This is a genomic window from Niabella hirudinis (genome assembly GCF_051201075.1).
Taxonomy (GTDB): Bacteria; Bacteroidota; Bacteroidia; order Chitinophagales; family Chitinophagaceae; genus Niabella; species Niabella hirudinis.
The window spans coordinates 704,974-728,415 of sequence record NZ_JBPEHJ010000001.1; the positions used below are offsets into that span (position 1 = coordinate 704,974).

The following is a 23,442-nucleotide window of genomic DNA, read 5'->3' on the forward strand; positions in this document are numbered from 1 at the left end:
GGTTAAAGAATATTAGTAGCCCTTGTTCTGAACAAGGTTGGGATTTGTTGCCATATCAGAATAAGGAATAGGCAGATAATTCATATTTTCATTTATATAGCTAAAATCTGCTTCGGGCCGGTTATACTGTCTTGCCAGCTGCTTAATAACAGTAGCTGGCATAACGCCCCATCGCTTCAAATCGTACCATCGATGGCACTCAAATGCCAGCTCACGTCTTCTTTCGAGCCGCACCTGGTTAATCAGCTCTTCCTGCGAATTATAGTTGATATCCTGCAGGGCAAGCGTACTACCCGTACCGGTACCGCCATGTGCCCTGCGAATCTGATTAATATAGTATGCCGCCAGGTCCATATTTTCGGCCCCACCAATTTCAGCCAAAGCCTCGGCATACATCAAAAGCACATCCGAGTACCGCAGCCAGATAAAGTCATCGGCATTATCGTTAACCGAAGTATTCAGGGGATCGTTGTATTTTACGATCCGGTAAACACCATTTACCGTTTGGGCTCTCCGCACATCAGCCCACTCAAATACGCTATTTGCGCTGGGTGTAATGGTAAAAACCTGGCCCGGCTCAAAACCGCCTTTCACCCCCGAATACCAATACGATGATGTATTTTCTTCCCACTTAAATCCAGGCACAGCCGCAACATTTCTGATGTTCGCATAAAATGCACTGGTCCGGAAAGCAATAGCAGTGCTCGCCACATTTACAACAGGCGCCAGCTGATCGTATAACATTTCGAATTTACCACCGGCCTCATATAATTTTACCTGAAAGCTGATATTGTTGCGCAGTGCAGACCCTGTGCTCCAGCGCCAGTTTTTCCACTGTACCGTAAGCACCCGGTTAGGCGCCACACCGGTGGTAGCGTAGGTAGCCTCTCCACCTGTGCCGTCTAAATCACCCAACAAAGCTCCAATCAGCGGGTCTTTGGTTGTTTCCATACCGGTATAGCCGTTAGACCGGGATACAAAACTAATAAACCCGTTGCTGCACATATAAAACTTATCCACCAATAGCCCTCCGTAATTAAACGTAAACCCAATGGGCAAAGCTGCCGAAAGGGCATTATTCACCTCCACTGAAGGCACTTCGGTTCCATTTTCCAAATTCACATACCCATTGGTTCCCACCTCAAAATTATAGAGCTCGTAGTCGCTGGATGCCATTGCAAAATAATCGGACACGTAGTTTCTCTTTATCCGGGTAAAAGCCTCTACATTCGGCGGCATGCCCGATGTTCCCTTTGTATAAAATATCCTTTCGGGGTCGGCCAGCTTGGTTGATGCCGATGTATGAAATATATCGCTATAGGTTTTATTAAGCCCCACGGAATACCGCATACTATCAACAATCAGCTCTTTCAGCTTATCGGCGGCCAGCTGATATTTGGACATATCCCTGGCAGGATAGCCCGCCTGTGTAAGATATACTTTACCCAGCAACGCAATGGCTGCCGCCCGGGTGGCACGGCCTCCATTTTGAGAATCGTTATACTTATAGAAATCTTCAAGATTTGCTTCGGCGTACTGCAGATCTTTAATAATTACATCATACACTTCGGCCTCTGTAGAACGCGAAAGCAGCAAATTATCCTTTATCACATCAGCAGGTTCCAGCATTAAAGGCACACCACCAAAAAGCTGCACCAGCCTGAAGTAGTAAAACGCCCTGATAAACCGGGCCTCTCCGTGTACCCGGCGAATGACTTCGGGTTTGATCTTGCTTGAATCATTGGCAAACGCTATTACGTTATTGGCCCGTTCTATGGTGCGGTAGGCCGTAGACCAGATGGTTTTAATATTCTCATGCCTCGCATCATTTAACAGGTACTCCATATCGAGCCTGTTTTTAACAGTTGTGGTAGGTGAAACGGTACCATCATCCGACATAATTTCCTGCAGGTAAACGGGAGAGCCGTTGATTACATCGTACCGCATCGACTGATATACGGCATTTACCGCCGATATAGCATCCCCATCGGTTGAGTAAAACTTTGACCGGTCGATAAGCGCCCGTGGCTCTTCTGTGAGAAATTTTTTACAGGAAGTACCCAGCAAAATGATATATAAAAGAAAAATTGAAATCTTTTTCATGTTTTAATGCTTTTAAGGGAGGTTAAAAATTTACATTCACACCAAGTCTGAAAACACGGCTCTGCGGACTGATACCGCCATCTACTCCACGAGCCAACCCACTTGCCGTATTCACCTCGGGGGAGTATCCCGAATAAGAAGTAAGGATAAATGCGTTCTGACAGTTACCATATATTTTTGCGCCCGATATTTTGATTCTTTTTGTAAAAGATGCGGGCAGCGACCATGAAAGGGTAATATCCCTGCAACGCAGGTAAGAACCATCTGAAAGGTAATAATCTGTAGATTCACGAACATCATAAGTAGATCCCGAAACCTGTGTTTTTGTGGTTTCATTATTTCGCCGAACCATTGCAGCTTCCTCTGCGCTCATCTCGGGTGTGATGATGCGATACCGCTGGTCGTACACATCTTTCCGGAGATTGGCCTGCTGCCGGTTCAACGAAAACGCATTGAACTCGTATTGATCAAATATCTTATTACCTACCGAATAGCTGAAGAAGGTGGCCAGTTCAAAACTTTCGTAAGATAGCGTGGAGCTAAAGCCACCAAAATATTTTGGCAAAGCACTGCCCAAATAGGTACGGTCCTTATCATCTAATAATCCATCGTTATTCAAATCGGCATAACGGCGGTCGCCTTCTTTAGCACCCACCTGAAATGCGGCCGGCTTCTCAATTATCGTTTTGTCGTTCCAAACGCCAATCGTCTTTAACCCATAAAACTGCCCGATAGATTTTCCGGGTTCCAGCCGAAACAAATAGGCGCCCGTAGCCACCTGGTAAATATCGAGATATTCGCCTTTCCCGCCCGATAACTGATCCACCGTATTCCTGTTAAACCCAATATTTGCATCCAGTGTCCATTTTAGTCTTTTATTATTTATAGCCACCAAGCCCGCGCTAAACTCAAGCCCCTCATTTGTAAGTATACCTATGTTCCGGATGAGTGACGTATAGCCACTGGTTAATGGAGGTACGGTAGCATACAACAACCCGTCTATTTTTTTACGGTACACTTCCGCTGTTAGCGTAAGCCGGTCTTTAAAGAAGGAGATATCAGCACCCAGGTTCACGGAAGAAGTACGTTCCCATTTTAGCGTGGGGTTAGCCAGGCTGGTAGGCGCATAACCAACGTTGAGGGTATTGCCAAAAACAACACTTGCAACACCCAACGTGCTAAGGGTAGCGTAAGGCGCTATCGATTGATTACCCACAATGCCCCAACTGGCTCTGAGCTTTAAATCGCTGATAACAGGCATGATGGGTGTAAACCATTTCTCCCGGTTAACCCGCCATGCCGCGCTCACCGCAGGGAAGAACCCATACCGATCTGCCTCCTGAAATTTTGAGGTTCCATCCATACGCCCCGATGCGCTTAAATAATACTTATACTTATAGTCATAGGATCCACTCAAAATGGTAGATATTAATTGGTTTCCATTGTAGGTGGTGACAGGCGTGTTGGCCGATGTTCCCGCCTGCAGCGAATAGTAACTGGTAATATCTGATGTAAAACCGACAGAAGAACCGGTTTGCGTTTTTGACACAAACTCTTCGGCAGATGCCACTGCAAATGCCGATAAATGATGATCTTTACCCAGGCGCTTGTTGTAATTAGCCTGCAGCTGGTAAAGCAAGCTGGTATTTTGAGAGTTACCGGCACTGGCAGCGCCTCTTAACGCATCGGTAGAAAACGTACTGGGATTATAATTTTCAAGCAGTGCATTATACGTTGTAACGGCGATTTTACCACTCAGTCGTAAATTTTTATTGATGGCCCAGGCAAGCCCTACATTTGACAACACCTGCGTTGAAGTTTGTACGTTTTTAACCCCCTTTGGACCACCATACTCCAGCGGATGTGTTGTCCAGGCCAAACTTATAGCATCAGAGGGGCTAAACCTGGGATTGTAATAAACGGTAATGCCTCTCTTGGGATCAAACACCGTTGCGGTACCCAGTCCGTACTGGTAAAGCGCCAGGTAATTATAGTCCCCATCCGGATTGAGCAGCGGCACCGAAGAAGGCCAGGCCTGAACCTTTGTCGAAAGCAGCGAAGTGGGCTGGCCGTTTCGCTCAGAATTGCTGTAATTGGTGCTCAACGTTAACGTAAGATTGTCGCGCAGCTTTCCTTCATAATTCAATTTTCCATTGTAGCGCGTTAAAGAGGTGCCGGGTATAATACCTGCCTGATTATAATACTGTCCTGAAACAAATACTTTATTTCTTGGATCCCCGCCAGAGATGCTCATATATACATCGGCCGTAGACGATGTTTGCTGCAGGGCTTTCTGATGATTATAGTTGGGTAAAGAATCTATTTCCCCGGGTAAATAGGGTTGTATTGCAGTCATGTTATACCCGATATCCCTCCTGTATGCCCAATATTCGTTCATATAATTCGCATATTCCTTTCCATCCAATACCCTGATCGTTTTGGTAGCTTTGGCATTGGAATAATTTGCATTCAGCGATACATTTATTTTCCCCGATTTCCCCGATTTAGTAGTGATCAATATTACACCGTTTGCACCACGTGAGCCATATATTGCTGTAGCCGCCGCATCCTTCAAGATATCAATAGATTCAATATCATTGGGATTGATCATGGTAAGCGGGTTGGAGGTAGAATTGGGAGAAAGTCCGCTGGAACCGCCGGTAAGATTTAAATCAGGGCTATTTAAAGGCGTTCCGTCAACAACATACAAGGGCTGCGTGGAAGAACTAATGGAGCTGATTCCCCTGATCTCCACATTAATGCCTCCCCGGGATCGGTAGAGTTCTCCGACACCAGTACACCGGCTGCCCTACCCCCAATTAACTGCTGAAAAGAAGCGTACCCGCCTTCCGTATTATTTTTCAAATCCACACTGGAAACTGAAGTCGTCAGGTCTTTCTTCTTCTTCACTTCATATCCAACAACCACAACCTCATCCAATTCGGATATAGTAGGCTCCAGAACAATGGTAGCGGGCAGTGCATCCGCCTTATACTCAAGATCTTTGTAGCCCGAAAACGAAATCGTCAAAACATCGGATGGATTTGCCTGTATAATAAACCGGCCGCTGCTGTTGGTTGTGGTTCCGTCTATCGAACCTTTTATCGTTACAGAAACGTTTTGCGCAAAACTGCCATCGGGTAATTTTACGATAGCTCCCACGCTTTTAGTTTGTGCTGCAACGCAAAAGGGCACAACAAGAAGGAACACAATAATTTTTAATCTTTTCAATGAAACATTACGCATAGCAATCTTTTTAAAATTTAAAAAATCTTTCATCTTAAGGGTGTTTCGTTCAAAGGATGCTACCTGCCAATTTTCAACATCTTATTTCTAATCGTATAAATAAAAGATCCGGTCCATCAGCTGCCATTTCCCTTCGGATACTACAACGGGATCTGCAATCTGAAAAGTGGACATATATAGCTCCCACTCTGCCTGCCGGGGAAGACTTGCCAGCCTCTTAAAAGCATCCTCCCACTCAAAATCCAACGGGGTTTCCACGATCATAAAAAGCCGGGTGCCCAGGCAATATATTTCCATCTCCAGAATACCAATGCTCTTCAGTCCTTCCCTAACCTCGGGCCAATGATATAATTCGCTGTGCATTTTAATATACTCCTCAATCAACCGGCGGTCATCTTTTAAATCAAGTGTTTGGCAATAACGTTTTACCGGCTGCTCAAACGTCTTCTGGCTCCATCCCGGGTTCTTTCTATTCCTCATTTTTTAATCAATTATTTTAAATCCCTTCCAACCATAATATGCACAAAAAACAAAACACACCAATGGTACTAGGTAGGCATAATGATAGGCACTGCCGCTTAAGTCCATCAGGTGACCCGTAAGAGGGGGCAGCAACACATTGCCCACAATCGCCATTACAAGAAAAGCAGATCCGCTTTTGGTTTTACTTCCAAGATCTTTAAGCGCCAACGAAAATTGCGTGGGGTACATAATAGACATAAAGAAAGAAACCCCCAGCATGGCATAAAGGCCAATCATTCCGCCATTAAGCGCTATTACGGCAGTAAGAATAATATTAACCAAGGCATATACCATTAGCATCTGTTGGGGTTTAAACCGAACCATCAGCATGGTCCCCACCCACCTTCCCAGTAAAAAGGCGAGCATATAAAATCCAAAATAAGTGGTAGCGGTGCGTTCAGACAGCCCGATATACTTACAGCAATAGATCAGGAACATAGCATTCACAGCGGTTTGTCCGCCGTTGTAAAAAAATTGCGCTATTACTCCCCGGCGAAGATGCGATCGCTTGAGCACCCCAAAATCAATCAGCTTTTCGCCGGCGGTATCCCCCTCCTCGTGCCCGCCTTCTTTGATCCGGGGGAGCCGATAAAAAATAAAAACGGCAGCAAGCAACAACAAGATTACAGCCAGCACCAAGTAGGGCATTTTCATAGAATTGGTTTCCTGCTGAACAAAACCCAGCCAGCCACCGGGATAATCAGCGGGGATGGTTTCTTTAGAGTAATTATTCCCGCTCAGTACCAATTTGCTTAAAAACATCGCCGCTATAAAGGCCCCTAATCCATTAAAAGATTGCGCCAGGTTAAGACGACGGGTTGCCATTGCAGGATCGCCAAGTACTGTTACAAATGGATTGGCCGCCGTTTCGAGAAAACACATCCCGGTAGCTATGATAAAAAAATACACAAGTAAGCCCAATATTGCTGAATAGCTGCTGCCGGAAAAAAAAGCAGGCCGCCAAAAGCCGCAATCAAAAGGCCCATCACAATACCCGCTTTATAGCTGTAGCGCTTCATAAACATGGCTACCGGAATCGGGAAAATAAAATAGGCTATCCAGTAGGCAGCTTCCGTTAGTGAAGCCTGAAATGCCGACAGTTCAAATGTTTTCATCAGCTGGCGGATCATCGTTGGCAGCAAGTTGCTGCTAATGGCCCAAATAAAAAAAAGGCTAAAAATCAGGAACAATGCAATCGTATTTTTCTTTGTACTCATGGTCAATCAGGTCTATTTAAATTTCAAAATCCACTAATATTCTAAACACTTTACCGGGCCCTGCGTTCCACTTTTCTAACGCCTCCCGGGCTGCTTCCGGTCGCACCACAGCACTAATCAGTTTTTCTTTTGGCCAATCATTCCGTTTCATATATTCGATAACCGCCCTAAAATCCTCTGGCTCCGCATTTCTCGAGCCTCTTATATCAATTTCCTTCATCACAAAATATTTAGTAGTGAAAGAAACATCCGGTTTGGCGTAACCAATACAAACAACACGGCCGGAAAAAGCCACTTCATTGACGGCCATTTGATAAGTTGCCGGCAGTCCGACAGCTTCTATAATTACATCGGGACCCATATCCTTTGTAAGTTCCGTCAGGCGTCCATGTACGTTTTCTGTTCCTGTATTAATGGTATATGCAGCACCCAGCTGTTTTGCCAGCGCCAGCTTATCATCATCCAGATCCGCTGCAATAACTTTAGCTCCGCGCAAGGCCGATCGTACAATGGCCCCAACACCAATCATTCCGCATCCCAGCACCAGTACACAATCAGAATCTGAAACCCCGGCGCGTGACACCGCATGAAACCCGATGCTCATCGGCTCCACCAGCGCAAAATCTTTCGGGCTCAATTCAGGATCCATCAAGACCTTCTGCCAGGGTACCGCTATATAATCGCACATAGCCCCGTTGCGCTGCACTCCAAAAGTTTCGTTATACCGGCAGGCATTGAACCGGCCGCGACGGCAGGAAGCGCAGTTTCCGCAGTGGGTATATGGATTGACTGTACAGGCCACGCCGATCCTGAATTCCGGTGGCACATTTTTGCCCAATGCTTCAATGACTCCACCAATCTCATGTCCCGGGATCACGGGAAGCTTTACCATAGGGTTTAGCCCCCTGAACGTATTCAGGTCTGATCCGCAAAATCCCACATACCGGGTTTTGATTAATATCTCCTCAGCCCCTAATTGCGGAGCATCTTTTTCTACAAGTCCAATATTTCCTTCTCCAAATATCTTTATGGCTCTCATGATCCAATTTTAACTGTTCAACCAGGTATCCCTATGCCTGGGTTTTAAAATATGTTGCACTTCCAGCAACAACTGCTCATCCATCGATGAACTGGCCCAATCAATATTCCGGCGTATTTCGTCTGCTCTTGTTGTACTAAATAAAGTGGTAGCAATCGCCGGGTTACCTGTTGAAAATTGAATGGCCAGCTCCTCAATTGACTTGCCCTTGCTCTTACAATGATCGGCTGCTTTTTTGCATAAGTCCTTCAAACGTTGTGGTGCGGGATGCCAATCGGGCGCTCCTCTTTCCGTCAAAAGCCCCATCGAAAAAGGAGAAGCATTGATAACACCAATTCCCTTTGCATTAAAATAGTCAAGGTAATCTGCCAGTTCATCATCATTCAGGCTATAATGACAAAATGATAATACACTTTCTACCGTCCCCGGAGGAACATTTTCAATGACGTATTTAAAATGTTTTAAAGTAAGATTGGTCAGGCCAACATGCCCTACAATATTCTGATTCCTCAATTCGATCAAAGCAGGTAACGTTTCGTTGCACACGTAATCCAAATCTGCAAACTCGATATCATGAACACTCATTAAATCGATATAATCAACATTTAACCGTTCCATGCTTTTATAAACACTATGGGCAACCGTCTGCGATGAGTAATCCCAGTAATTTTCCCCATCAGCTCCATAACGTCCTACTTTGGTGGACAGATAGAAGGATTTACGGGCAATACTTTTTATGGCCTTTCCTAGTAGTATTTCGGCCCGCAAATGCCCATAGTACGGAGCTACATCAATAAAATTGATTCCATTTTCTATTGCCGCATTTACAGCATTTATTCCGTCCTGTTCTGTTAATCTGTTAAACACGCCTCCCAGAGCAGATGCGCCGAAACTCAAATTCGACACCAGCATGCCGGTACGTCCTATTTCGTTATATATCATTGTTAAACCAAGCGATCGTTTTGCTGAAACAAAATTAAAAATCCCTGTTTCGAAACGGTAATCAATAATCGATTAAAAATTGCATAATATCGATATTTATCTATATTTTGCACTAAAAACAATGACTACAGAAAGCCGGATTAACAATTTTGTACTCTTAAACACAGGAAAGGCCGTTCATCATGGTGACTGGAATTGGAAAAACATCTGCAGTCCCTTTATCCGGATCCATTACATCGTAAAAGGGACGGCGAAAATCATCTACAACGACTCCTCCGTCAACCTGAAAGAAGGCATGATATACCTGACTCCATCGTATAAAAACCACAGTTATCAGTGCGATGGGGATCTATCGCTGGTTTACATTCATATCTATGAAGCTACAGGGAGTAATTTGAGCATTTTTGATCTGGCTGATTTTCCGACAGAGATCAAGACTGACCCTCTTATCAAAAATTTAGTGTACCGGTTATTAAAAACAAACCCAAATCGGGAATTGCACAATTTCGATCCTAAATCTTATGATTATCAATCCCGGCTTTTTCAAAATATAGCGCTTCAGAACAAACTCCCCCTATCACTTGAAATGGAAACCCAGGGCATACTGAATCAACTCCTGGCACGTTTCCTGGAGCTGGCATCATTTGAAAACCTGGATACGGACTCCCGTATTCTCAAAGCGCTTCATACCATTCACCAACACATCAGTGAAACGATTAGTATTGGTACTTTATCCAGTATCTGTGCGCTCACAAACGATCACTTTATCCGGCTTTTCAAAAAAGAAATGGGCATTACGCCCAATAAATACATCATTCAAAAAAAGATAGAACGGGCGCAGCTTCTGTTACTGATACGCCCGGTACCCGTAAAAGAGTTAGCCTATAGTCTCGGATTCGACAATATCCCCTATTTCAATCGTTTGTTTAAGCATCAAACAGGCAACACGCCGGGGTCTTACAGAAAGAAAATGCACATTTAACCAGGTACAGGCTGATCCGGCAGCGGCCGGGTTCATTCTTCACAAACCGGAAAGGTCATCGCTGCAGCTTCTTTTTGGGCATTGATCTAAAGTACCAGTTCAGCATATCAGCCTTCAAACAAGACCCAACCGGTTTTTATTCACTTTAGCTAATTGATTCCACTTTCTGAATGCATGTAAAAACACGACCAGCATTAAAAGCATGGCGAGCAGGGCCAAACCCATCAACAAATATTGACCCTTGGGCCAATACATGTATCTTATTTGCTCATACCCCGCCCAAAAAGTGACAATGGCCATAAACACCCCGGGGATAGCCGAACAGAGCACATATTTCCTGCGATTCATCCGGATCAGCATAGTAGTGCAAACAATCAATCCGCAGGCAGCCAGCAGCTGGTTGCTGATACCAAACAAGGGCCAAATGCTGCTTACATTGCCGGTATACACCAGGTATCCCCAGGAAAAAGTAAACAGCAGGCTGGTGATTACAATGCCGGGCATCCAGTTTTTATCATTGAATTTTGGCAGCACAGTGCCCAATAATTCCTGCAGAAAAAACCGGCCCACACGAGTGCCCGCATCGATGGCCGTGAGGATAAACACAGCTTCAAACATGATAGCAAAATTGTACCAATAGGCCATTACGTCATTTACAAACGGGATCCGGTTAAAGATATGGGCCATCCCTACCGCCAGCGAAACGGCGCCGCCGGTTCTGCCATGAAGATCTACCCCTATTGTTTCGCTGAAATGATTCAGGTCCACGGCATGCATATCGGGGTGTTGTGCTATAAAAGCAGCATACGCTTCCTTAGGCGTGTTAATGGCAAAATAATCGCCCGGCATCAATGTACAGGCGGCGATCAATGCCATAAGCGCAACAAAACCTTCCACCAGCATCGCCCCATATCCCACAAAGAGGATATCTTTTTCATTGGACAACATTTTGGGGGTGGTTCCGGTGGCGATCACTGCGTGAAAGCCTGAGATGGCACCACAGGCAATAACGATAAAAATAAAGGGTAGCACGGCCCCGCCAACCACCGGACCTCCACCGCTTGTAAACTGCGTGAGGGCCGGCATTTGAAGTGTTGGGTGCACAAAGATCACTCCTACAGCCAGCATGAGAATGGTTCCTATCTTCAGGTAGGTCGACAGATAGTCGCGGGGAACCAGCAGAAACCAAACAGGGAGGATGGAAGCAAGAAAACCATAGCCTGCAATTGCGACAGAAATAGTTTCCTTTCTCCAGCTAAACAGGTTACCAATTGCTTTTATCTGCATTAGCTCGTGCCCTCCCACAATCCCGGCGATTAATAAAACGCCGCCCATAATGCTTGCCAATAATATGCTGTTTTTCCGGTACCTCATTACCAAACCCATTACAATGGCAATCGGCATGGTGATGATCACCGTAAACAATGACCAGGGCGCTTCATGCATGGCGCTGATGCAGGCCAGGGATAAACCGGCCAGCGTGAGGATTAATATAAAAAGCACAGCAACGCCTGCCACCAGCCCTGTGTCTTTTCCAATTTCTCTGGCAGCTATCGTAGCCAGGCTTTTCCCTTTGTGCCTTACCGATGCAAACAATACGATCATATCATGAACCCCGCCGCCAAGCACACAGCCAATCAGGATCCAGAGGGTGCCGGGCAGGTAGCCAAACTGTGCAGCCAGTACGGGTCCTACCAGGGGACCGGCAGCTGCTATTGCGGCAAAATGATGACCGAATAACACATTTTTATTAGTGGGCACATAGTCCTTACCATCTGCCAACGCTATTGCCGGCGTTGGGTTTACCGCGTTTAACCGGAGCACTTTATTGGCGATAAAGACACCATATACCCTGTAAGCAATGGCGAAGAGCAATAAAGCCACAAATACCAGGGTGAGGGCATTGGCGCCGTTTAAGAATTCCATCATTCCATCATTTTTATTTCTGCGTTTCCAGGTCCCGTTCGGTAAGCGTTTTATCTTTTTCGGTTGCCGTACGCAGTTTCATGTAATTTACTTTGTCCTGTTTGGGGAACCCCTGTTTCCGCAGCCTTTTGCCTACTTCAATTAATGCATTCCGGTCTGCGGGTACAATGCCGCCATCAGGATATGGACCTATATTGATTAAAAGATTGGCATTATGCCGGGCAGCTTCCTCCAGCAGGGCCCACACCTGGGCGGGCGTTTTATGCGCCTGTGTCAGACTTTCCGCATAGCCCCAGTTTTCTTTCTGCATGGTTGTATTCAGCTCAGCAAGCTTTACCCTGTTCTTTTGCCAGGCGGCTTCGGCAGCCTGTGCTGTTTTTTCACCCTGAACCTTGCGCATGAGCTCGGTAATGGATTTTATCTGGTGCTCGCAGCTGATATAATCTTCATTCCCATTGAAACCCGTTTTATAAGAGATCAGCGCCTGGGGCTGCAACCGGTGTATCTCATCATAAATACTTTGCATATCAAACAAATCGGGGTTGGTATAGGCGCCGCCTACCGGGTCAAACCAAAGACCGGCAATGGGACCGTAATTGGTGCAGATTTCATAGATCTGCGTTTTTACATAATTCCAGTAATGTACAAAATCTTCCTTGCCTTTAAAACGTATCAGGCTGGCCGGATAATTTTCCTTTGAATAATGCGGGCGGGCAGCACTGTAGTAGTCCGTGGTCAGGTAAAAAGGATGCGTCCAATCGATGCCGATCGAATAGTAAACAAACAAGCCCAGGTCTCGTTTTTTGCAGGCCACTGCAAGTTCCTTTAAAAAATCCCGGTGCGAAGCCGCGTTCATACTGTTAAAAGGCCCCGCTTTGGAATCGAACTGTGCAAATCCGTCATGATGCTTGACCACATAAGTGATATACTTCATCTCTGCCGCCACTGCCAGATCGGCAATACTGTCGGCACTCCATTTTTCGCCCTTCCATTTCATTGCTTTGTCGATATACGGTTGCATAGGCAATTTCTTATTATACATCACCCATTCACCCGCCTTATATTCAGCGGAAGGCCCCCAATGTACAAACAGTCCATAGCGGGCATCTGCAAACCATTTCAAGGCGGCAGCGCGCGGGCTTTCGGCATAAAGCGATTTATAGGGCTTCAGGTAGTAGGGAACTTCCTGTGCACTGAGCGACCGAACAGCGCATAAGATGGTAAATAATAAAGTAGTAAAGATGATTCTTTTCATAATTTAAAAGTATGATCCTGGTATATTAATTAAACATTTAAAAAACGATTTTCATAGCATCCGGCATTCTTGTTCTAAATTGGGGCGGCAGCGATATCACGATCTTACCCCCCTCTCTTTTAAAGGAAAGGGTTTGCCCCGTTCTCAGCAAGGTTACTTTCTTTGGGTCTCCCGTTGTTTCAATCTTAATATAGCCCTGGTATGCCGGCATGGCAAAAGCGTACAAGATATTATTGCCCCTGGCGGTTACCGGTACTGTTGAAGCCTCGGGATAATTACCGCCAGTTACATCAATAACCGATTCCTTTGAATGAAGCATCCAGGCGGCCATTTCCTTCATCGCTTCGGTAGCCGGTGCCGGTATATGTCCGCTCCCCTCCGGCCCTATATTGGCCAGATAGTTTCCGCCCCAGGCCCGCAGTTTTACCAGGTTGCTCAGCACCGTGGATGCATCATTATAGATATCGCAAGTGCTATAGCTCCACCATTTATTAGGCCATACCGGATCGTTGGTCTCAAACCAGCCGCTAAAACGCTTTTCAGGTAGCCCGCCCTCGCTATCGCCGTAATCGCCGGGCGCCCTGTTGCGCCGGTTAATAACGATACCCGGCTGTATCTTTCTGATTTCGTCATTGCTAATTTCACCAGCGCCGCCATCGAACCACATCAGGTCGATCTTTCCATAATTGGTGAGTAGTTCCCGCACCTGGCTGGCCACCAGTTCCACTCTTTTTTTATCATGGTCAACAGGTTTTTTTGGCAATGATGCCAACGGCTTATGATTCATATCGAAAATCTTACCGCTACCCCAGCTCCGGTACAGCCTGTCAAACCACCAGTCCGGGGGAGAATAATATAATCCCACTTTAAGACCGTATTTACGGCAGGCATCTACAAAGGACCGTACAAAATCCCGGTTGTTCATCTTGGTTTGTGTACCCAGATCACCATATTTCGAAGGCCACATCGTATAGCCATCATGATGTTTTGTTACAAATACAGCATATTGAAAACCGGCCGCTTTGGCCTGTTTTAACAATGCATCAGGATTCCATTGCTGCGGATTCCATTTATCGAGCAGCCCATAATAAAAATTGGGTGTTACGGTGCCGTCGTTTTGCCAGGACCTATTGGCCAACATACACCAGGAAATATCGCCCCCGCCATAACCGGCAATAGCTCCCCAGTGAATAAACAAGCCCAATCCGGCTCTGGGGAACCAGGCCGCGCGAGGATCGGGGTTCATTTTTCCCTCACCCTTATCAGGCGCCATACTTAAAAGCTGGTGCTGCGCGTTTGCCGCCTCATTATTCTGGGCAACTGTCAATGTACCAGTACCCGACAACATAAGGCAGAGCACAACATTTTTTATTAAATTCATTTTACACTTTTTTCATTATTTTATTACAGGCATCTATTAAAGCGGCCTGTTTGTTTATAAGAAGATCTTTTATAACTGATTTTCGTTTACCATTTTTAAAAGACAATTTTCATGGCATCGGGCATCCTTGTTCTCCATTGGGGCGGCAGTGATATAATGATCTTACCCCCCTCTCTTTTAAAGGAAAGGGTTTGCCCCGTTCTCAACAAGGTTACTTTCTTTGGCTCTCCCGTTGTTTCAATCTTAATATAGCCCTGGTATGCCGGCATGGCAAAAGCGTACAAGATATTATTGCCCCTGGCGGTTACCGGCACCGTTGAAGCCTCGGGATAATTACCACCTGTTACATCGATCACCGATTCTTTTGAATGTAGCATCCAGGCGGCCATTTCCTTCATCGCTTCAGTAGCTGGTGCCGGTATATGTCCGCTCCCCTCCGGCCCTATATTGGCCAGGTAGTTTCCGCCCCAGGCCCGCAGTTTTACGAGGTTACCCAGCACTGTGGAGGCATCATTGTAGATGTCAGAAGTACTATAGCTCCAGCGTTTATCCGGCCAAACCGGGTCATTGGTTTCAAACCAACCGGTAAAACGTTTTCCCGGCAGCGCACCCTCGCTGTCGCCATAATCGCCGGGCGCCTTGTTGCGCCGGTTGATAACGATACCTGGCTGTATCTTCCGGATTTCATCGTTGGTAATTTCGCCACCACCGCCGTCAAAAAATAGCATGTCGATCTTTCCATAGTTGGTTAATAATTCCCGCACCTGGCTGGCCACCATTTCCACTCTTTTTTTGTCATGATCCGCAGGTTTTACCGGGCGCGTTTTCAGGGGTTCATGATTCATATCCAGCACGGTTTTATCACTGCTCCAGTTCCGGTACAGCCGGTCAAACCACCAATCGGGAGGAGAATAGTACAACCCCACTTTAAGCCCGTATTTGCGACAGGCATCCACAAAAGACCGCACAAAATCCCGGTTGTTCATTTTGGTTTGTGTACCCAGATCGCCATACTTTGAAGGCCACATGGTATAGCCGTCATGATGTTTTGTTACAAATACGGCATATTGAAAACCGGCTGCTTTGGCTTGCTTCAACAATGCATCGGGGTTCCATTCCTTCGGGTTCCATTTATCCATCAGGCCATAATAAAAATTAGGGGTAACCGTGCCGTCACTTGGCCAGGATTTATTGGCGATCATGCACCAGGAAAGATCTCCTCCGCCGTAGCCGGCGATGGCGCCCCAATGAATAAACAGTCCCAGCCCTGCCCTGGGAAACCAGGCAGCCCGGGGATCGGGATTCATTTTCCCCTCGCCTTTATCGGGCGCCATATTCAACAGCTGGTGCTGTCCATTTGCCGCATCATTGTTTTGAGCAGTAGTTACTATGCTGGCACCGGCCAGTGCCAGGCAGGTTGCAATTTTTTTTAATATTCTCATTATGGCGTTGATTTATATAAAATTTTAAATTAAAAACCTGATGTTGATTTGCTATTCATATTTCAGCCAAACCGTTGCCCTACAGTCTTTATCCGCTACAGCTCTTATCCAGTGCGCACTGTAGCCTGCAGGAAACAGATGGGTAATGGTTTTACCGGCCGGCACTTTTATCGATTGATATTTTTGCCAGCCATTCAGGTCTACATCCACTTCAAGCGTTATCACAACATCTTTATCAGCTGTAAGCGTAACCGTTTTTTTATCATAGCCCGTCATCAGGTAAGGCAAGGAAGGAGCATTTGCTTTTACGCTGGTATTTTTCCATACACCGCCTTCACCACGGGGCTTGCCCAGCTTCCACAGGTCATCAATGGCGCCCATCCAAAGCCCGTTATCTTTTTTTGAAAAATAATGGCCGTCTGCTTTCGCGTCCGTTTTGGTGCCGCTTAACACCAGCAGTCCGCGCCAGGTACAGAAGTCCATAATTTTTTTATTGTGTGTGGCTACCGGGCGCATGGCTTTGTACCCTGCTTCACGGCCAATTTCATAGAAACTGCCATGGGCATTCAACATCAGCCGCTCGCTTTCCAGTTCTCTTCTACCCCTGGGCCAATATCCTTCAAAAGGCTGGTCAAAGGCCGCATTCCCCTTTGGCAAACGGAATGTGCCGGTTTTATCTTTTACAATAACCGAGGCTTCGTCTATTTCGAAGTCCTTGCTAACCGGCATTAACCGCTTCAGTTCCCTGGTGCTATCCGCTGCCGGTGTAATAAATTCAATTTTTTCGTTTACTTCGGCATATTTATTTTTGGCGCCTATAAACGGCAGTACCTGCAAATTGGTATTATGCCCCGCCGGGCGAATATAACTGGCATTGAACGCCGATTTATCTGACGCGTTTGCCAGGGCTGCAAACATAGGCGCCGCAGTGGCTGTATGGTTGGGCTGCCCGTTGAAATAAAGGTAGGCAGATGCTACACAATCCTTATCCGTCCTGAAGCGCACCCAGTTGGCAGAAAAGCTGGCCGGAAATATAAAATAACGGTAGCCATTGACGCCTACGGTCACTGTTTTATACGTTGCCCATTTATTATTTCCGGTTCTGTCTATTTCAATTGTAAAAGTCACCGGGGTTTTTGCATTATGTACGAGGTGCACCACTTTCCCTTCTTTTCCGTTCACCAAAAAAGCATCGGATGGCATGTTGGCCTTTACAGTGTCATTTACCCAGGGGCCGCCCCAGGCATTGGGTGCTCCCCATTCCCTGAGGTCATCAAATTTACCAAACCATAAATTGGAAAGGGCCCGGCCGGCCATGGGGTTTTCCAATATCGTTGTTTCATCGGTAGCCAGCACCAGCTGACCATTCCAGTTACAAAAATCAGGTATATAACGCAGATGGGTACTTACCGGGCGAATACCTGCACTGTTGGCCCGGCTAAATGTTTTTGGAAAATCATAGAACATACCATGCATATCCATCATCATTTGGCCATTACCAATTTCACGTATACGCGGCCATTCGGTGTACCAGCCGCCGCGATGATCATAAGTATGTGTAGCTTTGGGCAGGCGGTAGGTATACCATTGCCCTCCGTCCAGCAATTTCAGGAGCACCGAACGCCGGTCCCAGCCAATGCTCCACAAGGGACTTTTATTATCGGGAGCGCCATAGATGCCACCGGGGCCTGTAACATCCGTAAACTGTTTACGCTCCACTATTTTCCAGTCTTTGCCATCCCAGCTGGCCAGTACTCCCATTTCTTCCCGGCCCCTGGGTTTTAATGAGCCCACTTTAAGGTCACTTTCCGATGCTTCCCCGGCGGGAATCTCGCCGTTATTAGCCACCACCAGCCGGCCCTGCGCGGTGTACGCTCCCTTGCCGTGCCAGCCGGGCACGGGTTTATTAAAAAGTTTATTCACTTTAAGATTATGTACGTTAGCCTCATACAACATGCCCTCCATGTCGTAGAAATAAACCCAGTTAGCAGGGTCTTTTAAATGACGGGCAGTGGCCGTCATCCGGCCGGGCATTACAGAAAAGGGAATGACCCGAACCTTACCTTTATCACTGATAAAATAGCTGCTCATGATCAGCTGGTTGGATTCTCTATGGATCATCCGGTTTGCCGGTGTACCTCCAATACTTTCCGGGTGAACGGTTTTTTCAAGATCCGGGGTTATACTGTAGAGCTTGTCAGAGCTCCCATGGGGCCGGTGGGGTGAGTAGGTAGCCATCCACAGTTGATCCGCCCAGGGCACAATGGCGCCGATTCCACATTCACCGCCATCGCCATACGCATTTTTGTAGGAGATCTTCCCGTCCTTGTCCCGCTCGGTTTTACTATGATCATTGAATACGGCCAGGTGCGGATAAACGCCGCTGATCTGAATTTTTGGAACCTGCGCAATGCCCGGAGCTCCAAAAAACGCACTGCCCGAAAGTGTTGCTGATAAAATTAAAGTTCTTATGTTTTTGGTATACATCTTTTCCTGTTTAAAATACGATTTTAAAACTTTTAATAATTGGGATTTTGTATGATATTCGGGTTTACCCGTGTTTCAACAGCGGGTATGGGCCAGAGGTATTGCCGCGTGGGGTCAAATTTGCGCTCAAGGATAATTTTCCTGTCGGCACCAAAACCGGAGTAGTCGGCAATGCCATCTTCATCGATCTCGGGCACCGCCGCAAAAGGCCATTTTTCTTTATCCTGAGGCACACCGGCCTTTGGATCCGGGAGACCGACTATGGGTTTTGTAAGGGCCTTCTCCGCCAGTTTCCACCGGATCAGATCCATATACCTGAGTCCCTCATCAACCAGCTCTACCCTTCGCTCACGACGTACAACGGTCCTTAACCGGGCCGCTCCCATCTCCACATTCACCGCGGGGTAAGATGCTGTTGCATTCAATGCAACCCCATAGGCTCTTGCCCGCACGCGGTTAATGGCATCAACCACGGATTGATCCACCTCGTTCAACTCAATTTTGGCTTCGGCATAAATAAGATAGATCTCCGCCAAACGGAAAACAATCGCATCGTTATCTTCAAGCAGCCTGTCGGCCCAGCTTTGATCAATGCCTTTCTTCCACAGCAAACCGGTAAAGCTGGCAAAAGCCGCCACCCTTTTACAATCATTGTTATTTACGAGGCTATTACTTTTGTAGCTCCAAACTTTTGTAGAATCCGGATTGGGTTGGTATGAAAATCCCAGCCAGGGCGTGCCAAACTCAACGATCGAGGCGGTAAGGCGGGGATCGCGTTTTTTAAAAGGATTTTTCCGGTCGTACAGCGGCGATTCATCAATCGGTTTTCCATCGGTGCACTCATAGGCATCCATAATATCCCAGGAGGGAAAATAAGCCCCGTAGCCACCGGCATTCCTGCTGATATATTCCTTTACCCATCCTTCCGGACCATTAAAAACCTTTTGCTTTTCATCTTTCGGAATGGACCAGATGATCTCCTTGCTCAGCTCCCCTTCCTTTAAAAACAATTGCGCATAATCGGGATGCAGTGTATAAACCCCTGCATTGGCAAGTTGGATTACCGAATCCGCCGCAGCTTTGGCCACGTCCCATTTTTGCATGTACAGGGCCGTGCGGGCCTTGATGGCAAAGGCAACGCCTTTTGTAAGTCTTCTTACTGCGGACGCCGCATAGGACGCAGGCAGGTTGGCGGCCGAAAAATCGAGCTCGCTAAAGATAAAGTCCAGCACTGCCTCTTTGCCGGTCCTTTTAATACCATAGGCCTGACCCAGCTCGATGGGTTCCGTTAAAAGCGGCACATCGCCAAAATGGGTCACCAGCTTTGCATACTGATAGGCACGTATCAACCGCATCTCCGCCTCATACTTTGTGATGATATTTTCCGGTGTATTTTCAGCGGCTTTATCCTTATGCGCTATAAAAGAGTTGACGCGCGCGATCGCTTTGTAGGCATTGAGCCAGTATGTTTTTACCGATGCATCTTCTGAGGTCATTGTACCGCTTACAACTGCATTGCCGTTGGCCCGGTAGATGTTATCATCGCCGAAGAACCGGTTGTCATTGCCCCAAAAGTCGAGCCGGTAAAGATCATTTACGGCCAGTTCCAATTCCGTTTGGTTATTATAAAAATTACCGGTTGAGGGGCCGGTGGGATCCGTTAGATCCAGTTTTTTACACCCTCCCAGTCCTGCCAGCAATACTAACGCCAGAAATATTTTGTTCATAATTATTTTTTTTAATAGCAGATTAAATACGGATCAGAATCTTATTGAAGCGCCAACCATCCAGGTTCTTACAATCGGATAAGCCGAGTTGCCGGACTCCGGGTCTACGTATTTTGGAAATTTGCTTAGAGCAAACAGGTCGTTAACAGCCACATAAAACCGCAAACGCTGTACGCCGGCCCTCTTTAAAAATTGCTGCCGGAGTGTATAACCCAGGGTTATATTTTTTAACCGGAAATAAGCGCCGTTCATCAGCCAGTGATCAGACAAGAGGTAATTGTTATTATTAAGCTCTACTGCTGATACAAGCCGGGGATAAATGGCCTGCGCATTTTGTTCCGCTGTATTATTCGTACTCCAGAACTTCCCAACCATGTCTACCGGGAAATTTCCAAAACCTGCTGCAAAAGGCCGGATCACATCAGCATTCATACGCGACAGCTGCTTACCAACCCCCTGAAACGCAATATTCATATCAAAACCATTATAGTCGCCACGCATATAACCGCCATACTGGTATCTTGGCAAGGCGCCGCCCAGCAGCACGCGGTCATCCGGTGTTATGCGGCCATCCTGGTTTATATCCACATATTTTATGTCGCCGGGTTTAATATTGTTGTTATGAACCGGTGCATTTGCCACTTCCTCCGCAGTCTGGAACAAACCCTTTGTGCGGTACCCAAACCATTCATTGTATTCACTACCGGAACGGATTACCTGATCGCCCAGGAATTGCGTACCCTTGAGGTCCCCGATCTTTGATTTTGCATCGGAGAGGTTAACGCCCGCGGTATAGTTGAACCTGCCGATATGGTCTCTCCACGACAACTCGGCCTCCCACCCCTTCACGTTTAAAACGCCGGCGTTCTGGTTAGGCCTTTCATAACCTACATAGAGCGGAATATCCAAAGGCAGCAAAATATCAATCGTCTTTTTATTGTAATACTCGGCCACCAGGCTCAGGCGGTTATTTAAAAAGGCAGCATCCAGTCCGATATTGGCCGAGCGGGTTGTTTCCCAGGAGATATCATGGATGGCATAGGTTTGCTGACCGGCTCCGGAAAGCGGAATAACGGCTCCGTTTTGATAAAACAGGGCATTGGTAAAATCGAGTGTTGCCTGGTAAGGATAATACACCTGGTTATAATTGGGCGGGCCGTCCGTTAACCGCTCGTTGCCCGCTTCACCCCAGGATCCCCGGATCTTTAAAAAATCGAGCCAGGCAATATCTTTCATAAATGCCTCACGGGATACCGTCCATCCGGCAGAAACGGAAGGAAATACCGCATTGCGATAGGAAGCTGCAAACCGGGATGACTGATCAGCACGAAGGTTTCCCTGCACATAGTATTTGTCCTGAAAATTGTATTGCAACCGCCCAAAGAAGGACCGCAGCGTATATTCCCTTGCGCTGCCCGAATTTTCCATAATTTCTTTTGATCCCGAATTGAGATACGGATAATCCAGCAACGGAAAACCGGTTCTTGCGGCCCCCATCGTTTCATACTGATTATAATTTTCCTCATACCCAGCAAGTACATCAATCGTATGCCCCTGACCGATCTCCCTGTTATAGTTGATAAGGAACTGCCCGTTCAATGTAAAGTTCTCATTCCTCGATTCCGTAAGAACCGCTCTTGGGGTAGCGCTCCGTCCAATAATACGGGACGGGTCATTCTTATCGGTATAACTAAGCGGTTTACTAAAATCTTTTCTTTTATCAAAATCATAGATGGGCGCTATCATGCCGCTGACCGTAAGTCCCTGCAGGGGCTTAAACTGCAGGCCAAAGCGGCCGGATAGCTGATTCAGACGTTCGCGTCTTGTTCCGCCATTGAGCACCTGGGCTACCGGATTTGTTCCGTCTTTACCCGGAGCAAAGCGGCCGTCATCGTAGTAATCATCATACCAGGCAGGATAAACCCGGCTGTCGGAAATCGGGTTATACAAGGTTGCATCACTGTTGGTTCGCCTGAAGGCCATGTCCAGGTTCGCCGCCAGTTTTTTATTGATCTGCAGATCATTGTTTATCCGGATCTGGAAACGCTCATAATCATAATTGTCGTAAAACGCGCCTGTTTTCTGATAGCCGAAGGAGGCTTTTGTTTTCAGTTTTTCCGTACCGGCCGTAAAAACAAGGTCGTGCCGTACCCGGGGCGCCGTGGGTCTTAGTATTGCTTTTTGCCAATCCGTATTGGGGAATTTGTCGGGGTTTACCCGGTTACTATCCAGGTAGCTGTTGATATAATCCTCTGAACGCAGCGGGTTGCCGCCTGCATTTACCAGCGACTCGTTGTAATACCGGAAATAGTCCTGCACCCCTACATACTCCGGCAGGGCCGTTGGCTGCTGTACGCCATATTCATAATTATAGTCCAGACTGGCCTGACCGGTTTTGCCCCGCTTTGTGGTAATCAGGATAACACCGGCTGCGCCCCGGGATCCGTAAATAGCGGCGGAGGAAGCATCTTTTAAGACAGAAAGACTTTCGACATCATTGGGGTTCACCAGGTCGATACTTGCTGCGGGCACCCCATCCACTATTATCAGGGGGCTATTGGCGCCGATGGTGGTGATGCCCCGGATGTTAATAGTGGCGCCTCCACCCGGTGCGGCACTGTTGCGTGTAACCGATACGCCGGCGATAGCGCCCTGGAGCGCTTCCGATACCTGTACGGTTTGCCGTCCCCCCACGTCTTTTGCACTGACGGTGGATACGGCGCCCGTCAGATCCCTTTTCTTTTGTGTGCCATATCCTACCACAACGACCTCATCCAGACTCTTGTCGTCCCTTAAAAGTTTTATAACCAGTGGTGATGGGGCATTCTCAACCGGCACCGTCCTGGTTTCGTAATTCAGAAACGAAACCTGGATCCATTTTGTGCCCGCCGGCGCCTTTAGTAAAAAGCGCCCGCTGTTATCGGAGGTAGTACCATAGCCTGTTTGCGAAACCGTAATACTGGCCCCCGCCACCGGCTCGTTTGTGGCCGAATCGACAACGTTGCCCCGTATTTCTGTTTGCTGGGCCAACGCTCCGGTGGCAAGAAATAGCGTCATGAAGAAACAATAAACAAATCTCCTTTGCATACAATCGTTTTTTAATAATGTGAAGTGCGAAAGTTTTGGATGTGTTCAAAACATTAAATTTATATTTGCATGGGTTGAAATTTCAA

The 23,442-nt window shown here is 46.9% G+C and carries 16 protein-coding genes; 1 reads left to right on the plus strand and 15 read right to left on the minus strand.

Going from position 1 to position 23,442, the window contains the following annotated elements:
- Positions 1 to 12: 12 nt before the first annotated feature.
- From GGU45_RS02710 to GGU45_RS02745, 8 genes are read right to left on the minus strand one after another with little or no spacing between them, the layout of a single operon-like run.
- On the minus strand, positions 13 to 2,103 hold the full coding sequence (locus tag GGU45_RS02710; RefSeq protein ID WP_435221763.1) for a RagB/SusD family nutrient uptake outer membrane protein: 2,091 nt from the start codon (positions 2,101 to 2,103) through the stop codon (positions 13 to 15).
- A gap of 22 nt (positions 2,104 to 2,125) precedes the next feature.
- A complete protein-coding gene (locus GGU45_RS02715; protein ID WP_435221765.1) occupies positions 2,126 to 4,858 on the minus strand; it encodes a SusC/RagA family TonB-linked outer membrane protein in 2,733 nt (910 codons plus the stop codon).
- Positions 4,786 to 5,382 (minus strand): carboxypeptidase-like regulatory domain-containing protein, encoded by a 597-nt coding sequence (locus GGU45_RS02720; protein WP_435221767.1) that lies wholly within the window; start codon positions 5,380 to 5,382, stop codon positions 4,786 to 4,788. The genes GGU45_RS02715 and GGU45_RS02720 overlap by 73 nt, the downstream gene beginning before the upstream one ends.
- Before the next feature lie 54 nt (positions 5,383 to 5,436).
- Positions 5,437 to 5,829, minus strand: coding sequence for an L-rhamnose mutarotase (locus tag GGU45_RS02725; RefSeq protein ID WP_435221769.1), 393 nt, complete (start codon positions 5,827 to 5,829; stop codon positions 5,437 to 5,439).
- Positions 5,830 to 5,832: 3 nt separating this feature from the next.
- Positions 5,833 to 6,780, minus strand: coding sequence for an MFS transporter (locus GGU45_RS02730; protein WP_435221771.1), 948 nt, complete (start codon positions 6,778 to 6,780; stop codon positions 5,833 to 5,835).
- A complete protein-coding gene (locus GGU45_RS02735; protein ID WP_435221773.1) occupies positions 6,762 to 7,088 on the minus strand; it encodes an MFS transporter in 327 nt (108 codons plus the stop codon). Before GGU45_RS02735 ends, GGU45_RS02730 begins: the two co-directional genes overlap by 19 nt.
- 16 nt (positions 7,089 to 7,104) lie before the next feature.
- The gene (locus tag GGU45_RS02740; RefSeq protein ID WP_435221774.1) at positions 7,105 to 8,127 is read right to left on the minus strand and encodes a zinc-binding alcohol dehydrogenase family protein; all 1,023 of its coding nucleotides are present in this window, start codon (positions 8,125 to 8,127) and stop codon (positions 7,105 to 7,107) included.
- 9 nt (positions 8,128 to 8,136) lie between these two features.
- Positions 8,137 to 9,069: an aldo/keto reductase gene (locus tag GGU45_RS02745; protein WP_435221776.1), complete on the minus strand. Its 933-nt coding sequence runs from the start codon at positions 9,067 to 9,069 to the stop codon at positions 8,137 to 8,139.
- A gap of 121 nt (positions 9,070 to 9,190) precedes the next feature.
- On the opposite strand from GGU45_RS02745, the gene GGU45_RS02750 reads away from it, so the two are divergent.
- A complete protein-coding gene (locus GGU45_RS02750) occupies positions 9,191 to 10,051 on the plus strand; it encodes a helix-turn-helix domain-containing protein (RefSeq protein WP_435221778.1) in 861 nt (286 codons plus the stop codon).
- Between the two features lie 114 nt (positions 10,052 to 10,165).
- Here the strand turns inward: GGU45_RS02750 and GGU45_RS02755 are convergent, their stop codons facing one another.
- The 7 genes from GGU45_RS02755 to GGU45_RS02785 all read right to left on the minus strand — a co-directional run bounded on the left by GGU45_RS02755 (position 10,166) and on the right by GGU45_RS02785 (position 23,356).
- Positions 10,166 to 11,980, minus strand: a complete 1,815-nt coding sequence (locus GGU45_RS02755) for a carbon starvation CstA family protein (RefSeq protein ID WP_435221780.1) — start codon at positions 11,978 to 11,980, stop codon at positions 10,166 to 10,168.
- Between the two features lie 10 nt (positions 11,981 to 11,990).
- On the minus strand, positions 11,991 to 13,232 hold the full coding sequence (locus GGU45_RS02760; RefSeq protein WP_435221782.1) for an alpha-L-fucosidase: 1,242 nt from the start codon (positions 13,230 to 13,232) through the stop codon (positions 11,991 to 11,993).
- A gap of 37 nt (positions 13,233 to 13,269) precedes the next feature.
- Positions 13,270 to 14,613 carry an alpha-L-fucosidase gene (locus tag GGU45_RS02765; protein WP_435221784.1) on the minus strand — a complete coding sequence of 448 codons (1,344 nt, stop codon included), beginning with the start codon at positions 14,611 to 14,613 and terminating at the stop codon, positions 13,270 to 13,272.
- A 95-nt stretch (positions 14,614 to 14,708) separates the two neighbouring features.
- Complete coding sequence (locus GGU45_RS02770; RefSeq protein WP_435221785.1) at positions 14,709 to 16,055, minus strand: alpha-L-fucosidase; 1,347 nt, start codon at positions 16,053 to 16,055, stop codon at positions 14,709 to 14,711.
- Between the two features lie 51 nt (positions 16,056 to 16,106).
- Complete coding sequence (locus GGU45_RS02775; protein WP_435221787.1) at positions 16,107 to 18,542, minus strand: hypothetical protein; 2,436 nt, start codon at positions 18,540 to 18,542, stop codon at positions 16,107 to 16,109.
- Between the two features lie 32 nt (positions 18,543 to 18,574).
- Positions 18,575 to 20,269, minus strand: a complete 1,695-nt coding sequence (locus GGU45_RS02780; RefSeq protein ID WP_435221788.1) for a RagB/SusD family nutrient uptake outer membrane protein — start codon at positions 20,267 to 20,269, stop codon at positions 18,575 to 18,577.
- Between the two features lie 33 nt (positions 20,270 to 20,302).
- Entirely contained in the window at positions 20,303 to 23,356 is a 3,054-nt protein-coding gene (locus GGU45_RS02785) for a SusC/RagA family TonB-linked outer membrane protein (protein ID WP_435221789.1), read from the minus strand.
- Between the last annotated feature and the right edge of the window lie 86 nt (positions 23,357 to 23,442).

Excerpts from the sequence above, each read along its gene's own strand:
- GGU45_RS02710 (WP_435221763.1), bottom strand. The coding sequence starts at position 2,103 with ATGAAAAAGATTTCAATTTTTCTTTTATATATCATTTTGCTGGGTACT.
- GGU45_RS02720 (WP_435221767.1), bottom strand. The coding sequence starts at position 5,382 with ATGAAAGATTTTTTAAATTTTAAAAAGATTGCTATGCGTAATGTTTCA.
- GGU45_RS02725 (WP_435221769.1), bottom strand. The coding sequence starts at position 5,829 with ATGAGGAATAGAAAGAACCCGGGATGGAGCCAGAAGACGTTTGAGCAG.
- GGU45_RS02735 (WP_435221773.1), bottom strand. The coding sequence starts at position 7,088 with ATGAGTACAAAGAAAAATACGATTGCATTGTTCCTGATTTTTAGCCTT.
- GGU45_RS02740 (WP_435221774.1), bottom strand. The coding sequence starts at position 8,127 with ATGAGAGCCATAAAGATATTTGGAGAAGGAAATATTGGACTTGTAGAA.
- GGU45_RS02745 (WP_435221776.1), bottom strand. The coding sequence starts at position 9,069 with ATGATATATAACGAAATAGGACGTACCGGCATGCTGGTGTCGAATTTG.
- GGU45_RS02750 (WP_435221778.1), top strand. The coding sequence starts at position 9,191 with ATGACTACAGAAAGCCGGATTAACAATTTTGTACTCTTAAACACAGGA.
- GGU45_RS02755 (WP_435221780.1), bottom strand. The coding sequence starts at position 11,980 with ATGATGGAATTCTTAAACGGCGCCAATGCCCTCACCCTGGTATTTGTG.
- GGU45_RS02760 (WP_435221782.1), bottom strand. The coding sequence starts at position 13,232 with ATGAAAAGAATCATCTTTACTACTTTATTATTTACCATCTTATGCGCT.
- GGU45_RS02765 (WP_435221784.1), bottom strand. The coding sequence starts at position 14,613 with ATGAATTTAATAAAAAATGTTGTGCTCTGCCTTATGTTGTCGGGTACT.
- GGU45_RS02770 (WP_435221785.1), bottom strand. The coding sequence starts at position 16,055 with ATGAGAATATTAAAAAAAATTGCAACCTGCCTGGCACTGGCCGGTGCC.
- GGU45_RS02775 (WP_435221787.1), bottom strand. The coding sequence starts at position 18,542 with ATGTATACCAAAAACATAAGAACTTTAATTTTATCAGCAACACTTTCG.
- GGU45_RS02780 (WP_435221788.1), bottom strand. The coding sequence starts at position 20,269 with ATGAACAAAATATTTCTGGCGTTAGTATTGCTGGCAGGACTGGGAGGG.
- GGU45_RS02785 (WP_435221789.1), bottom strand. The coding sequence starts at position 23,356 with ATGCAAAGGAGATTTGTTTATTGTTTCTTCATGACGCTATTTCTTGCC.